The 14,132-nt window shown below is 72.3% G+C and carries 14 protein-coding genes; 8 read left to right on the top strand and 6 right to left on the bottom strand.

The annotated features are described in order from the left end of the window. Window positions 1–38: 38 nt before the first annotated feature. A complete protein-coding gene (locus ACFVXK_RS09605; RefSeq protein ID WP_079427153.1) occupies window positions 39–1,211 on the bottom strand; it encodes a helix-turn-helix domain-containing protein in 1,173 nt (390 codons plus the stop codon). A gap of 376 nt (window positions 1,212–1,587) precedes the next feature. Next, complete coding sequence (locus ACFVXK_RS09600) at window positions 1,588–1,911, bottom strand: hypothetical protein (protein ID WP_389610948.1); 324 nt, start codon at window positions 1,909–1,911, stop codon at window positions 1,588–1,590. Window positions 1,912–2,374: 463 nt separating this feature from the next. On the opposite strand from ACFVXK_RS09600, the gene ACFVXK_RS09595 reads away from it, so the two are divergent. Further along, window positions 2,375–2,908 (top strand): universal stress protein, encoded by a 534-nt coding sequence (locus ACFVXK_RS09595; protein ID WP_389610947.1) that lies wholly within the window; start codon window positions 2,375–2,377, stop codon window positions 2,906–2,908. Between the two features lie 97 nt (window positions 2,909–3,005). Then, entirely contained in the window at window positions 3,006–3,575 is a 570-nt protein-coding gene (locus ACFVXK_RS09590; protein WP_389610946.1) for an acetate uptake transporter, read from the top strand. A gap of 87 nt (window positions 3,576–3,662) precedes the next feature. Here ACFVXK_RS09590 and ACFVXK_RS09585 read toward each other — a convergent pair whose 3' ends face one another. The 4 genes from ACFVXK_RS09585 to ACFVXK_RS09570 form a co-directional block, all read right to left on the bottom strand. Next, a complete protein-coding gene (locus ACFVXK_RS09585; RefSeq protein WP_389610945.1) occupies window positions 3,663–4,079 on the bottom strand; it encodes a hypothetical protein in 417 nt (138 codons plus the stop codon). Window positions 4,080–4,173: 94 nt separating this feature from the next. Next, complete coding sequence (gene glmS, locus ACFVXK_RS09580) at window positions 4,174–5,991, bottom strand: glutamine--fructose-6-phosphate transaminase (isomerizing) (RefSeq protein ID WP_389610944.1); 1,818 nt, start codon at window positions 5,989–5,991, stop codon at window positions 4,174–4,176. A 54-nt stretch (window positions 5,992–6,045) separates the two neighbouring features. Continuing rightward, entirely contained in the window at window positions 6,046–6,321 is a 276-nt protein-coding gene (locus ACFVXK_RS09575) for a hypothetical protein (protein ID WP_351885284.1), read from the bottom strand. Window positions 6,322–6,427: 106 nt separating this feature from the next. Next, window positions 6,428–7,327, bottom strand: a complete 900-nt coding sequence (locus ACFVXK_RS09570; protein ID WP_389610943.1) for a DUF4429 domain-containing protein — start codon at window positions 7,325–7,327, stop codon at window positions 6,428–6,430. A gap of 64 nt (window positions 7,328–7,391) precedes the next feature. Here ACFVXK_RS09570 and ACFVXK_RS09565 point away from each other — a divergent pair, with 64 nt between their 5' ends. The 6 genes from ACFVXK_RS09565 (at window position 7,392) to ACFVXK_RS09540 (ending at window position 14,066) form a co-directional block, all read left to right on the top strand. Further along, window positions 7,392–8,999: a beta-N-acetylhexosaminidase gene (locus tag ACFVXK_RS09565; protein ID WP_389610942.1), complete on the top strand. Its 1,608-nt coding sequence runs from the start codon at window positions 7,392–7,394 to the stop codon at window positions 8,997–8,999. A gap of 161 nt (window positions 9,000–9,160) precedes the next feature. Continuing rightward, entirely contained in the window at window positions 9,161–9,568 is a 408-nt protein-coding gene (locus tag ACFVXK_RS09560) for an SseB family protein (RefSeq protein ID WP_389610941.1), read from the top strand. Continuing rightward, window positions 9,565–10,197: a hypothetical protein gene (locus ACFVXK_RS09555; RefSeq protein ID WP_389610940.1), complete on the top strand. Its 633-nt coding sequence runs from the start codon at window positions 9,565–9,567 to the stop codon at window positions 10,195–10,197. The genes ACFVXK_RS09560 and ACFVXK_RS09555 overlap by 4 nt, the downstream gene beginning before the upstream one ends. Continuing rightward, window positions 10,197–11,834 carry a putative T7SS-secreted protein gene (locus tag ACFVXK_RS09550; protein ID WP_389610939.1) on the top strand — a complete coding sequence of 546 codons (1,638 nt, stop codon included), beginning with the start codon at window positions 10,197–10,199 and terminating at the stop codon, window positions 11,832–11,834. Before ACFVXK_RS09555 ends, ACFVXK_RS09550 begins: the two co-directional genes overlap by 1 nt. An 18-nt stretch (window positions 11,835–11,852) precedes the next feature. Further along, a complete protein-coding gene (locus ACFVXK_RS09545; protein WP_389610938.1) occupies window positions 11,853–13,424 on the top strand; it encodes a YrhB domain-containing protein in 1,572 nt (523 codons plus the stop codon). Window positions 13,425–13,457: 33 nt separating this feature from the next. Next, window positions 13,458–14,066: a signal protein gene (locus ACFVXK_RS09540; RefSeq protein WP_389610937.1), complete on the top strand. Its 609-nt coding sequence runs from the start codon at window positions 13,458–13,460 to the stop codon at window positions 14,064–14,066. The last annotated feature ends 66 nt before the right edge of the window (window positions 14,067–14,132 follow it).

The raw sequence follows: 14,132 nt of genomic DNA, 5'->3' as shown, positions 1-14,132 counted from the left end.
TTCGTCATGCGTCTTCCGGATGTTCCGGGCGGCGGCTGCTACGCGTGCTCGCGCAGCACCCGGCCCGGGGCGTAGAGCTCCGTCACGCTCGGACCGGACGCGGCCAGGGCCGCCGCGGCCCGCTGGGGCTGCGGGGTCCGCTGGTGCGGCAGCGCCGTCCCGGAGATCTCCGACACGGGGGACACGTCGGCCTGCGGCCGGCGCGCCCGGTAGGCGGAGCGGTAGGCGGCCGGGGAGGACCCCAGTTGCCGGCGGAAGTGGCCGCGCAGGGCGACCGGCGAGCGGAAGCCGCAGCGTCCGGCGACCTCGTCGACCGAGTAGTCGGAGGTCTCCAGCAGCCGCTGCGCCTGGAGCACCCGCTGGGTGATCAGCCACTGGAGCGGCGCGCTGCCGGTGAGCGAGCGGAACCGCCGGTCGAAGGTGCGCCGGCTCATGTAGGCGCGGGCGGCCAGCGTCTCCACGTCGAACTGCTCGTGGAGGTGCTCCAGGGCCCAGGCGACGACCTCGGCGAGCGGGTCGGCGCCGATCTCCTCGGGCAGCGACCGGTCGAGGTAGCGCTCCTGGCCGCCGGTGCGGCGCGGCGGGACGACGAGCCGGCGGGCCAGCGCCCCGGCCGCCTCGCTGCCGTGGTCCGTGCGCACGATGTGCAGGCACAGGTCGATTCCGGCCGCGGTGCCGGCGGACGTCAGCACGTCGCCGTCGTCGACGAACAGCTCGCGCGGGTCGACGTGGACGGACGGGTAGCGCTTGGCCAGCGTCGGCGCGTACATCCAGTGCGTCGTCGCGGGCCGGCCGTCGAGCAGCCCGGCGGCGGCGAGCACGAACGCACCCGTGCACAGGCCGACGATCCGGGCGCCCTCCTCGTGCGCCAGCCGCAGGGCGTCGAGCGCCTCCGGCGGCGGCGGGGAGGTGATGGAGCGCCAGGCCGGGACGACGACCGTGCCCGCACGGGCGATGGCCTCCAGTCCGTACGGCGCGGTCAGTTCGAGTCCGCCGGTGGTCCGCAGCGGACCGTCCTCACCGGCGCACACGAGCAGCCGGTAGCGCGGCACTCCGGCGTCCTGGCGGTCGATGCCGAACACGGACAGCGGAATGGAACTCTCGAAGATCGGCCCGCCGCTGAACAGCAGCACGGCGACGATCTCTCTGCGGCGACGCCCCGCGAGCTTCCTGCCCGCGTCGGCGATGACTGCGGTGGAATCCTGGCTCATGGCGCTAAGCCCCCCTTGGGTGTCGCGACTCCTTGGTCTGGTCGCACCTGCACGTTTCCCCTCGGCCTTGCACGTGGATCCCCCGCCGTAAATACATGATCGAATCTACTGCGTCCCGTGGTGTCGGCGTGACAAGTTCAGCACGCAGCGCTATGTCGACTTGGCAACTTGGCGAAAAGCATTCGATCAGGAAGCGTTCCACTCCGCTACCCGCACAGGAACCTCACGATCCGGTCGTGGCCAGTACCCATGGGGTGTTTTCGCCCCCTTCGCTCTGTCGTCGCTGGTGGTAGGGGGGTTGGGGGGACATTCCGGCAAGGGGACCGTTCGGTCGGGAAGTTGGCTGAAAACAGCCGGGTGTGTACGTGCGAATCGGTCAGTCGTGAGGGGAAGGGCCCAGGGGGCCGTGGCAGCCGCGGTGGGTGCCGGCCCCGCTGCGGGAGTGCCGGCCGCGGTGCCCGTGCGCGAGCGGCTCCTCCGCCGCCACCCGGGCCGCGGCCCGTCCCGCCTTCTCGGAGTGCCGCAGCAGCACCCGGCAGGCGGCGGTGACGGCGGCCAGCCCCAGGGTGGCCACGGCGGCCCCGCCGTACGAGGTCCCGTAGACCACCAGGACCACCGGCACGAGCAGGCAGCTGAAGGCGGCCCAGCGCACCACGTCACCCGCGGGGTCGTCATACGGCCGGCCCGAGCCGGACCGCACGGACGGGTGAAGCGGACGGGGGCGCCCGGAGGGGGCGGAGGGGGCGGAGGGGGTCGGCGGAGCGGGCTGGACGGGCTGGACGGGGTGAACCGGATGGCCGGGCACGGCGTACTCCCTGCGGGCTCTTCCTGGACGGTCGGACTCCTGTCCAACGCCCGCGCACAGGTCCCGGTCACTGCGCGCACGGGTGGCGCGAGGGTCTTCCGTCACTGGCTGTAGGGGACAGCGGCCATTGCCAAGGGGGCTCCGCTCCGGCATGCTCCCTTGGACGCTCTCCAAGGGCGGCATGCCCTGTGCAGGACGGGAGTGTCGCCGTACCCTGGTGGGTAAGGGCTTGGAAAGATGCTTCCTGGACAGAGCTCCGTCACGCAGCGTCGCCAAAACGCCCGCCTCGTCGTCAGAAAGCCCGAGTCGCCGAAACCGCCCCTGTCGCTTCCCCCGAGGACTTTTCGCCGAGACACCCATGGCCGGTCACGAATTCTTCGAACCCGCGGACCGCAAGCGCAAGCACCACATCGCCGATTCCGTATCGAGCGACCTGCGCGCGGTGGAACAGACACGCCTGCCCTGCGACCCTGCCTTCCGGCACGGAGTCGTGGTGGGCTTCGACGGCTCCACGTCCAGTGAGCGCGCCCTCGCCTACGCGATCGGCATGGCCCGGCGTTCCGGCTCCGGCCTGATCATCGTGCACGTGGCGAACCGGCTCCCCACGACGGTGTGGGCCGGCTGCGAGCCCCCGGTCTTCGTGGACGTGCCGGACCACCGCACCGAGGTGCTGGGTCTGGAACTCGCCTGCGCGGACTACCTCTCCGAGGTGCCGTGGATCCTGGTGGAGCGGGGCGGGGACATCTGCCACGAGCTGGAGGAGGTCGGCCGGGAGTACTCGGCGGACGCCATCGTGGTGGGTTCCACCCACGGCCTGGTCGGGCGCATCTTCGGCTCGGTCGCGGGGCGTCTGGCCAAGCGGGCGCAGCGACCCGTCGTTGTCATTCCGTGACCCTCTGTATTCCGGTTGTGCGGTTGTGAACCCGCGTAAAGGGTAGATAAGTGCTGCTGGGACGCAGCAAACAACTGCAGATCGAAGGGAGCCCGCCGTGGACAATGGTGTCTCTGCGGGAAGCACGGCTTCGACTTCGACCCTGGGGAACATCGCCCTGGGTCTCACCCTTCTCGCGTTCGGTATCGGCCACACCGGCGTCCTCTCCGGTGTCACCGCCGCCAACTCCGTGTCGCTCGCGATGTACGTCGGCGGCGCGGCCCTCTTCCTCCTCGGCCTCCTCGAATACCGCGGCGGCAACGGGTTCAACGGCACCGCGTTCGCGGGCCTGGGCGTCTTCTGGTTCACCTGGGCCAAGGGTGCGGGCGCGACGGTGTCCGACGAGGCCGCCGGAACGTTTCTGGTCCTCTTCGCGATGCTCGCGCTGACCCTCACGCTCGCCGCCGCGAGCGGTCTGTTCGGGCAGGGCGTCTACGGGCTGCTCACTCTCGCCCTGATCCTGCTGGCCATAGGCGCCTTCGCGGACAGCGCGGGCCTGGCCAAGGCCGGCGGCTGGGTCGCGGCCGTGTCCGGTCTGCTGGCCTGGTACGGGGCCACGGCCTCGCTGGCGCACTGGCCGATGGCCGTCGGCAAGGCATCCGGACGGGGTGCGGTCGCGGCGGGCTGAACGGCCGGCCCGTGCGGCCGGCGGCGGTACGACGGGCAGGGGCGCCACCGGAGTCACCGGTGGCGCCCCTGTCGTGTGCGGCGGGTTTCAGCTGCGGGTCTGCCGGGGGAAGGGGGCGAGGTCCGGCTCGGTCCAGGCGGCCTTGGCCTCCTCCGAGGCCAGGACGGCCGCGCTGTAGAAGCGCTTCGGCAGCTCCTTGTCCAGGAGCTCGGGGTGGCGGGCCGCGAACTCCTCGAAGTCCCGGGCGGGTTCGCCCCCGCCCTCGTCCGCCGCGCGGGCGACGAGCTCGACCCAGGCGCGGGTGAGGGTCGCGTGGAACTTGCCCGGGACGCCCGCCCGGGTGGCGGTCGCCAGGATCCCCTCGCCGACCAGGTCCACCGTCGCCGCCGGACCGTGGGCCCGTACCGCCAGCCAGGTCAGGTGGACGTGCTCGCGGTGGCCGAAGCGGCCGGTGGCGGCCATGGCCTCGGCCATCAGTTCCTCGAAGCGGCCGGGCGCGGTCATGGGGTCCTCGTTCAGGTGGAAGGCGTGCGGGGGAAAAGGGGGACGGCCCCCGTGGAGTTCCCCGGGGGCCGTCCCGTACGACTGTGGTGCGGGTCTACTCGACCGTGACCGACTTCGCCAGGTTGCGCGGCTTGTCGATGTCCCGGCCCAGGGACAGGGCGGTGTGGTACGCCAGCAGCTGGAGCGGGATGCCCATCAGGATCGGGTCCAGCTCGTCCTCGTTCTTCGGGACGAGGATCGTGTGGTCGGCCTTCTCCTGCACCCGGTGGGCGACCGCCAGGATCCGGCCGCTGCGGGCCTTGATCTCCTCCAGCGCCGCGCGGTTCTTCTCCAGCAGGTCGTCGTCCGGGACGATCGCGACCGTCGGCATCGCCGGCTCGATGAGCGCGAGCGGGCCGTGCTTGAGCTCGGAGGCCGGGTAGGCCTCGGCGTGGATGTAGGAGATCTCCTTCAGCTTGAGGGAGGCCTCCAGGGCCACCGGGTAGCCGCGCACCCGGCCGATGAACATCATCGACTTGGCCTCGGCGTACTCGGCCGCCAGCTTCTTGATGTCCTCCTCGCCCTCCAGGATCTCCTGGATCTGGCCGGGGAGCTTGCGCAGGCCCTCGATGATCCGCTTGCCGTCGGCGACGGACAGGTCGCGGATGCGGCCCAGGTGCAGGGCGAGCAGGGCGAAGGCGGTGACGGTGTTCGTGAAGCACTTGGTGGACACGACGCAGACCTCGGGGCCGGCGTGCACGTACACGCCGCCGTCGGCCTCGCGGGCGATGGCGGAGCCGACCACGTTGACCACGCCGAGGACGCGGGCGCCCTTGCGCTTGAGCTCCTGCACCGCCGCGAGCACGTCGTAGGTCTCACCGGACTGGGAGACGGCGATGTAGAGGGTGTCGGGGTCCACGACCGGGTTGCGGTAGCGGAACTCGGAGGCCGGCTCGGCGTCGGCGGGGATCCGGGCGAGGCTCTCGATGAGGCCGGCGCCGATCATGCCCGCGTGGTACGAGGTGCCGCAGCCGAGGATCTTGACCCGGCGGATGCCGCGCGCCTCGCGCGGGTCCAGGTTCAGGCCGCCCAGGTGCACGGTGGAGAAGCGGTCGTCGATCCGGCCGCGCAGCACGCGGTCGACCGCGTCGGGCTGCTCGGAGATCTCCTTGTGCATGTAGGTGTCGTGGCCGCCCATGTCGTAGGAGGCGGCCTCCCACTCCACGGTCTCGGGCGTGGCGGTGGTCGTCGTACCGCTCGTGGTGTACGTGCGGAAGTCGTCGGCCTTGAGGGTGGCCATCTCGCCGTCGTCGAGGGTGACGACCTGGCGGGTGTGGGCGACGAGCGCGGCGACGTCCGAGGCGACGAACATCTCCTTCTCGCCGATGCCGAGGACGACCGGGGAGCCGTTGCGGGCGACGACGATGCGGTCGGCGAAGTCGGCGTGCATGACGGCGATGCCGTAGGTGCCCTCGACGACCTTGAGCGCCTCGCGGACCTTCTCCTCCAGGGTGACGGCCTGGGAGCGGGCGATCAGGTGGACGAGCACCTCGGTGTCGGTCTCGGAGACGAAGACCACACCGTCGGCCTCCAGCTTGGCGCGGAGCTCGGCGGCGTTGTCGACGATGCCGTTGTGGACGACCGCGACCTTGTTCTCGGCGTCGAGGTGCGGGTGCGAGTTGATGTCGCTCGGCGCGCCGTGGGTGGCCCAGCGGGTGTGGGCGATGCCGGTGGTGCCGGCGAAGCGCTTGGGGACGCGGGACTCCAGGTCGCGGACGCGGCCCTTGGCCTTGACGACCTTCAGGGCCGCCGACTTCGGGCTGTTGACGACGATGCCCGCCGAGTCGTAGCCGCGGTATTCCAGCCGCTGGAGGCCTTCCAGCAGCAGTGGTGCCACGTCGCGCTTGCCGATGTAACCGACGATTCCGCACATACGGTGTTGCCCCTCCTGAAGTTCGGTGTCCGTGCCCGGAGACGATGCGGCGTCTCAGCCGTAGACGATGCGGCGCAGCTGCCGGAGCGAGAGCTCCGGGGGCGCCACCGCGCGGTGCGGCAGTTCCGCCGCGATCCGCTCGAAGATCTCCGCGTTGACCGATCCGCCGGACTGCAGCTCGCGGTGGCGGCGACGGACGAACTCCTCGGTCGTCTCGTCGAAGTACGCGAGCACGTCGAGCACCACCCGGGCGGCCTCGCCGCGCTGCAGCGCGGTGGTGCGAACCAGGTGGTCGACGAGTTCGTCATGGGACGGTCGGCGGTCGAGCACCAGTAGATATTGACGGTCCAAGGGGTGGAACGCAAAAATCCTGCCCGGAATCGGGCAGGATCATGCTGGTCTGGACCAGGGAATGGGTGATTCCGGCCTCCTTGGGTTAGAAACCGCCCAGAATGGCGGCCTTCGCCGCGGTGAACTCCTCCGTGGTGAGGACCCCGCTCCGGTGCAGTTCGCCCAGCTCGCGCAGGCGCCGCAGCAGCGTGTCGTGGTCCGCGGGCTCGCCCGCCAGGGCGGCGGCCGCCTGCGCCAGGGGGACGGGGGCGGTGGCCTGCGCGGCCGGGGCCTGCGGGGCGGGGGCCGCCGGATGGGGCATCCGCACCGTCACGGCCGCGGCGACCAGGGCCATCAGCGGGTCCTTCTTGAAGCCGAAGAGTTCCACCGTGTACGGGTCGTACTTGGGGGCGGCGGCCGGCGGGGCGCCCGTGAGGGTGAACCGGAGCCAGCCGTTCTCCAGCCCCTTCGACGGCGCCCACTCCACCGTCCGCACGTCCGCGACCCGGAACTCGCGCTTCCCGCCCGAGGCCTTCGCCTCCTCGGTGGTCCAGTTCCAGTCCAGCACCACCCGGTCGCCGTCGAAGGCGGCCGTCCCGTCGCCCGCGCCGACCGAGATCGGCACCGCCGGGCCCGGCAGCAGATAGGCGTCCGAGGGGCCGGGATCCACCTGCTCCAGCAGCAGGGCGCTCCGTACCTCGTCCACGAAGTACTCCGCCACCCCGGTCCGGTCCGGCTCCACGCCCAGCCGGTACGGGTCCGAGGACTCCGGCAGCCGCCCGCCCGTCACCTGGAGCAGCGGGTCCGCGCCGTCCCGCAGGCGCAGCCGGAGCCGGCCCGACTTGCGGCCCGGCTCGTAACTGATCCCCCCGATCGCCCGCAGCGGCACGACCACCTCGCCGAGCTGCTGCCGCAGCAGCCCCACCCCCTTGTCGCGGCCCGGCACGATGCGCACCGCGTCCCCGTCGAAGGTCCAAGTACCGTCCTTCTGGATGATTTCCGCCATCCGGGCATTCTTCCACCGGGTCCACGGGGTCCGGCAGGAGACCGTTTGGCCTATACCTGGGCGCATGAGAGTCCTGCGCCGCACGCTCGGCACCCTCGTGGCCCTGGCCGCCGTCTCCGCCGCCTCCGCCTGCACCGCCGCGCACGGGGACGACGCGAAACCGGCCGCCGCCGTCGTCCTCACCCCGTACGAGCGGCTCCTGCCGGCGCCGTCGTCCGTACGGGCCGAGGGGCCCGGCTACGCCTTCGGGGCGGGCACGGTCGTACGGGCGGGAGGGCCGGGCGCTCCCGAGGAGGTCCGGCGGGTCGGCGAGCTCCTCGCGGAGCAGTTGCGCGGGCCGACCGGGCTGCCGCTGCCGGTGGTGGACGGCTCGGGCGGGCCGGACGGCGGCGACGGCGGCGACGGGGTGCGGCTGCGGCTGGACTCCGGCGCGGCGGACCTGGGGGAGGAGGGCTACCGGCTCCGCACCACGGCCACCGGCGTCACCCTCACCGCCCGCACCCCGGCCGGCCTCTTCCACGCGGGCCAGACGCTGCGCCAGCTGCTGCCGGTGAAGGGCGCGGGGACGGTCCCGGGCGGCACGGTGACGGACACCCCGCGCTTCGCCTACCGCGGCGCCATGATCGACGTCGCCCGGCACCACTTCCCGGTCGAGCAGGTGGAGCGGTACGTCGACCAGCTCGCCCAGTACAAGATCAACACCCTGCACGTGCACCTCACCGACGACCAGGGCTGGCGGATCGCCGTCGACTCCTGGCCCCGGCTCGCCGAGTACGGAGGCGCGAGCGAGGTCGGCGGCGGACCCGGCGGCTCCTGGTCCAAGGACGACTACCGCGAACTGGTCGCCTACGCGGCGGACCGCTACGTCACCCTCGTCCCGGAGATCGACATGCCGGGCCACGTCAACGCCGCCCAGGCCGCCTACGGCGAGCTGACCTGCGACGGCAAGGCCCCCGCCCGCTACACCGGGGTCAAGGTCGGCTTCAGCTCCCTGTGCGTGTCCAAGGAGCGCACGTACGAGTTCGTCGACGACGTCCTCGGCGAACTCGCCGCCCTCACCCCCGGCCCCTACCTCCACATCGGCGGCGACGAGGCCCACTCCACCCCGGCGGCCGACTACGCGGCCTTCATGGACCGCGCCCAGGCGGCGGTGGCCCGGCACGGCAAGACGGTGATGGCCTGGCACCAGCTCGCCTCGGCCCGCCCGGCACCGGGCGCGGTCCTCCAGTACTGGGGCCACGACCGGACCCCGGCCGCGGAGAAGGCGGCGGTGGCCGCGGCCGCCAGGGCGGGCCACCGCGTGGTGCTCTCCCCGGCGGACCACGCCTACCTCGACATGAAGTACGACCAGCGGACCGGCCCCGGCCTGGCGTGGGCCGGATACGTCCCCGCCCAGCGCGCCTACGCCTGGAACCCGGGCTCCTACCTCCCCGACGTCCCCGAATCGGCGGTCCTGGGCGTGGAGGCCCCGCTCTGGACGGAGACCATCGCCACCCGCACCGACTGGGAACTGATGGCCTTCCCCCGCCTCCTCAGCCTGGCGGAACTCGCCTGGTCCCCACCGGCCGCCCTGAACTGGCCGTCCCACCGCCAACGCCTCGCCGCCCAGGGCCCCCGCCTGGACGCCCAGGACATCACCTACTACCGCGCCCCCGAGGTGCCGTGGCCGTAACCGGTCCCGCCCCGGGGGGCGGCGCCCCGCCTCCGTGCGACGATCTGTCCGGCTGACGGCTCGGTCGGCGCACGCCAAAACGGGGGATACGGATGGGGTTTGACGAGGAGTGGGCTCAGTTGCGCGCGGCGGCGGCCGAGCGGCCGGCCACAGGGGTCGACGTGACTGCGCCCCCGCCTGCCGCCGCCCCCGTCGTCGCGGCGGATCCGTCGGACGAGGTCCGGGAAGCCGCCGAGGAGCGTCTGGCCGCGTTCCGGCGCCGGGTGGTGCTGGTGCCGCTGGACGCGCGGGGCGGGCTGTGGACCGTCGGGTTCGGGGGACTGGACTGGATCTGCGCGTTCTCGGAGGAGGGGACGCTGGCCCGGTTCGCCGAGGCGCGGGGTGAGGCGGCGCGGGAGTGGGTGTTCCGGCGGGTGATCGGTGCGCGGCTGCTGGACGAGGTCGTCCCGGCGCTCGGCTTCCCCTGCGGGGTGGCCCTGGACGCGGCCGGGCCCGGCGGGGCCGTGTTCCCGCCGCTGCGCGGGATCGTGCCCGACGCGGCCGCGCTCGACGGGGAGGTGGCGGCGTGAGCGGGGACGGGCCCGACCTCGACGTCTCGAAGCAGGCGCTGGGGGAGATCGCCGAAGGGATCACGAAGACCCTGGCCGAGCTCAGGGAACTCGGGATGGTGGGCACGGCCGGCATGGGCCGGGGCTTCTCGGACCTGTCCCTGTCCGGCATGGAGACCGGGCACGAGGGGCTGACGTCGGCGTTCGGGTCGTTCTGCGAACGCTGGGAGTGGGGCGTGCGCTCGCTGGTCCAGCAGGGCAACGACTTCGCCGCGAAGGTGGGCCTGTCGGCCGGTCTGATGCACGAGCAGGACCAGTACGTCCAGGGAGGGTTCAAGGTGCTGGCCAACTCGGTCATGGGCAACCCGTACGCCTCCGAGGACGACATCACGAAGAAGGGCTGGGGGGACGTGCTCGCCGACAACCCCTACACACAGGTCCGGGACGCGGACTACAGCCCGGGCTCCTTCGCGCAGGCCGACAAGAACATCGAGGAGGCCTGGAAGGGGACGGTGCGGGACGTGAACAGCTCCAAGACCCTGCTGCCCAACCAGCTCGTCGACGCCGCCGGCCTGCGGGACGAGGTGGACGGGTTCGTGGACGGCTGGGTCGGGCCCGCGCCCGAATCCGGCAAGGGCGGTGAGCGCTGATGCCGGACTGGGGCGGGCTGGTCGACCGGGGCTTGGAGAAGGTGGAGGACGGCTGGGACGCCACCAAGAAGGCCGTCGGCGAGGGGGTGGGCAAGGCCGCTCACGGGGTCGGCGACGTCCTGGACACGGTGGGGGCGCACGACTGGGCGGACAAGGTCGACGACTGGGGTGACGACGTCGCCTCCGACCTGGGCGCGACGGTGGGCGAGCAGCAGCTCGGCCAGACCCGGCAGGCGAACGAGCTCGTCCACGGCAAGCCGGCGGCGATCCAGGATTCGGTCGCCCACCTCCTGAGGTTCCAGGCGGCCTTCGACCGGGTCGGCCAGGGCATGAGGGCGCTGGACTCCGGCCACTGGAAGGGGGTCGCGGCGGACGCGTTCCGCGTGAAGTTCGCGATGCACCCGGCCGACTGGCTCCACGCGTCCGACGCCTGCAAGGCCGCGGCCGACGCCCTCAGGTACTACGGGGAGACCGTGCACTGGGCGCAGGAGCAGGCCGGGCAGGCGGTCGAGCTGTACGAGCAGGGGGTGAAGGCGAGGAAGGAATGGGCGCAGGCGTACCAGGCCAAGGCCGACGCCTACACGGCGGCCGTCCGGGCCGGCCACGACCCCGGTGCCTGCCCGACACCCGGGGAGGATCCGGGCGAGGCGGCGCGCGTCCGTGCGCAGGAGATCCTCACGGAGGCCCGCCGGCAGCGCGACGACGCCGGGGCCACGGCGCAGCAGGCCGTCACCGCCGCCATGGAGAAGGCTCCGGCCATGCCGTCGGCGTCCGACCGGGCGTGGGGCACCTTCGTCGACTACGAAGCCGGGCAGGCGGTGGAGCTCAACCACTTCATGGGCGGCGTACTGAAGGGCACGGCGGGCACGCTGAACTTCGCCCGCGGCCTGAACCCCTACGACGCCTACAACGTGACGCACCCGGCCGAGTACGCGCAGCACGTCAACATGACCCTGGCGGGCCTGATCTCCACGGCCGCCCACCCGGAACGCGTCCCGGGCGCCCTCCTGGAACCCTTCAAGGACGACCCGAGCGAAGGCTTCGGCCGCCTGGTCCCGGAGCTCCTCGGAACGAAGGGCATGGGCGAGGCCAAGGCGGGCGTCCGGGTGGCGGAAGAAGCCGCGGCCGCCAAGCCGTCCGCGTGGTCGCATCTGGCGAAGCCGACGGAGGGGGTGACGAAGCGGAGGGCTATTCATGCCGACTCGGTGGACGTTGAGGACGCCCAGAAGTTCATCGACGAGGAGTACCCGTGGCTGAACGACATGAACCAGACGGGCCAGCCGGGCTATCGGTACAACTGTACCCATAACGTCGTGACCGTCGACCGGCGGTTGGACGGAGTGGAAGTCTCCGCCGCTCCTAAGACCCAGGCAGGTGACATACCGTACAAGGAGCTCGGGGTGGAACCGAGCGCGAAGAAGGTCGTCAGCAGTTACGACGACATCATCAAGGACCTGGAGGCGCGGGGAGAGGGCTCACGCAGCGTGGTCGCCATCTCTCGTCATGGAATGGCGGGGCATGTCTTCAATGCCGTGAACACCCCTCATGGGGTCGTCTTCTTGGACGGGCAGTCCGGCACCCTGGCCAAGCTCGAAACACAGAACATCAGCGAAATTGCTCATGTCCCCTACAAATAGCGCCGTCAGGAATCAGAAATGCTCACGTTGAACGAGGCCGTCGAAGCGGCCAGGCCTTTTGTCGAGCGGGCATACGCGGCCGAGTCGTGGACACCGGTGATGCGACCGGAGCTCAGCCGGGAGCACGAGGTGGCCTGGATCGTCAGGGTCGACACCCAGGAGGGCATCGACAAGGGTGATTCGTGGGTGGGGTTCCTGGCGAACGTGGTTCTGGTGCCCAAGGACGGGTCGGAGGTCCAGTTCCCTCCGACCCACTTGCCGCTGGACGAGTACCTCGCCCATGTCCGCCACGGCGGCTGGGAGGCGGCCGGCACGGCGAAGACGGTGAAGGCCGTGCCGTGGCAGAGGGCACTGCAGTGGCTTCTCGACACGTACCGTGGGCTCGTCGAGCTCGTGAGCATCGAACCGGTAGCCGAGGACGCCGGTACGTGGCTGTTCGCGTGCAGGACCATCGCGCAGCCGGGATATCCGCGAACGCCGATGCTCGCGGCGTCGGTCGTCGTACCCAAATCTCCGGCACAGCCTTTCCACCCCGCTTCCGACGATCCATGGGGGGATGTGGCCGCCTATACGAGGACTCCTGCCAAGAGAGACCCTGAAGCGCAGGCGCGGCGGCTCAATTCTCGGGGGTGTGTCGTCACCGTCGCCGGGATGATCGCCGGGGCGCCCTCGTCGCCGTTGCCGTGGCAGCCCGCGCACGAGGCGCCCGGGTGGTGGGAGCTGTTGCTGCGGCGGTACTTCCCCGGGGCCGAGGAGGTGCGGTGCGCGAGCTGGGACGAGGTGGTCCGGCGGGCCCAGGAGACGGGGCCGGGGACCCAGGGCGTGGTGTGGGTGCGGCGGGCGATCGGCGGGACCGAGGTCAGCGGGCACCTGGTGTACGCGCACCACGGCGACGGCGGCGTGGCCTTCCTGGACGGGATGACCGGCGGGCTGGCGCGGCTGGACACCGTCGGGGTGCTGGAGCTGGTCTTCGCGCGGTTCCGGCCCGGGGCGCGGCCGTCCGCCGGGGACTTCGGGGCGGCCCGGGCCAAGGCGGAGGAGTGGCTGCGGCGGACGTACGGCGAGCCGGTGGAGCTGGTGGCGCCGGACCCGGCGGACGAGACGGCCCGGGGGTGGCTGTTCGCCTGCCAGAGCACGGCCGCGCTGCGGACCGGGGACTGGCGGCACTCGATGCTCGACGCCGCCGTCGTGGTCCCGAAGGGGGCCGAGGACCCGTTCCTGCTGCCCAACTCCGACCCGTGGGGCTTCCTCGCCCGCTGGGACCGGGGAGAGCCGGCCGGTCCCACGCCCGCGCCGGGGGCGGCCGACTGGTTCGCCGGGACGATGGCCCAGCTGGGGCCCGTCCTGCAGGTGTCCGAGTTCCCGACCGTCCGGGACGGCGTGCAGGCGATCGCCGCGCTGCCGCCCGGCGGCCGCGCCCTGGTGTGGGTCCGCCGCTTGGACGGGCGGGGCCGGGAGACCACGGGCCTGCTGCTGACGGGGCTGCGGTCCGAGGCCGGCTTCGTGGGCCTCGTGGACGGCTCCGCCGCCGAGTTCACCGCCCTGGACGGCCTCGGGGAGGCCGGCGTCCGGGTGATCCGCTACCGCTGACGCGGGCGGGGGCGCACGGCGTACGCTTCGGCCATGCAATCCGGAAGATCCATAGCCCTGCTGGTCGGTGTGTCCCTGCTGGTGAGCGGGTGTGCGCGGGTGGCCGCGCCGTCGGCGTCGGCCTCCGGCGCGCCCGCCGGGCGGATGGGGGCGGCCGAGCTGCAGGGGCGTTGGTGGAGCTGGGCGGCGTCGAGTGGTGCCGACGCGAACCCCGTGTCCGATCCGGACGGGCACCTCTGCGCCAAGGGGCAGAAGGACGGGGTGTGGTTCCTGGCCGGGACCTTCGGGGGGAGCGTGCAGCGCACGTGCGCGGTGCCGGCGGGGGTGCCGGTGGCCTTCCCCCTGGTGAACAGCTTCGGCGGATCGGCCGACTGCGCCGCGTTCATGGCCTTGGCGCGGGGGAGTGCCACCCTTGACGGGCGGGAAGTGCGGGCCGAACGGTTCGAGGCGACGCCGGTGGAGATCACGGCCGTCGAGGGGAACCCCGTCGTGCAGGGCGCCGGGCGGGTGCGGACCAAGGCCTGTGGGCTCTGGGCGCAGGTGGGGCCGCTGGCGGCCGGGAGCCACACCGTGGGGATCCGGGGGTCGTCGGGGTCGTTCGCCGTGTCCGTGGACTACCGGCTCCAGGTTTCGGGCGGCTGAGACGAGCGACTGAGACGACGGGTGCCGGGGCGGGCGGGGCTTCGAGGGACCGTGTCGAAGTCGCGC

It is taken from the genome of Streptomyces sp. NPDC058157 (assembly GCF_042884105.1).
Classification (GTDB): domain Bacteria; phylum Actinomycetota; class Actinomycetes; order Streptomycetales; family Streptomycetaceae; genus Streptomyces.
The sequence above is the reverse complement of the archived record's forward strand: the minus strand, read 5'-3'. Positions and strand labels throughout refer to the sequence as shown.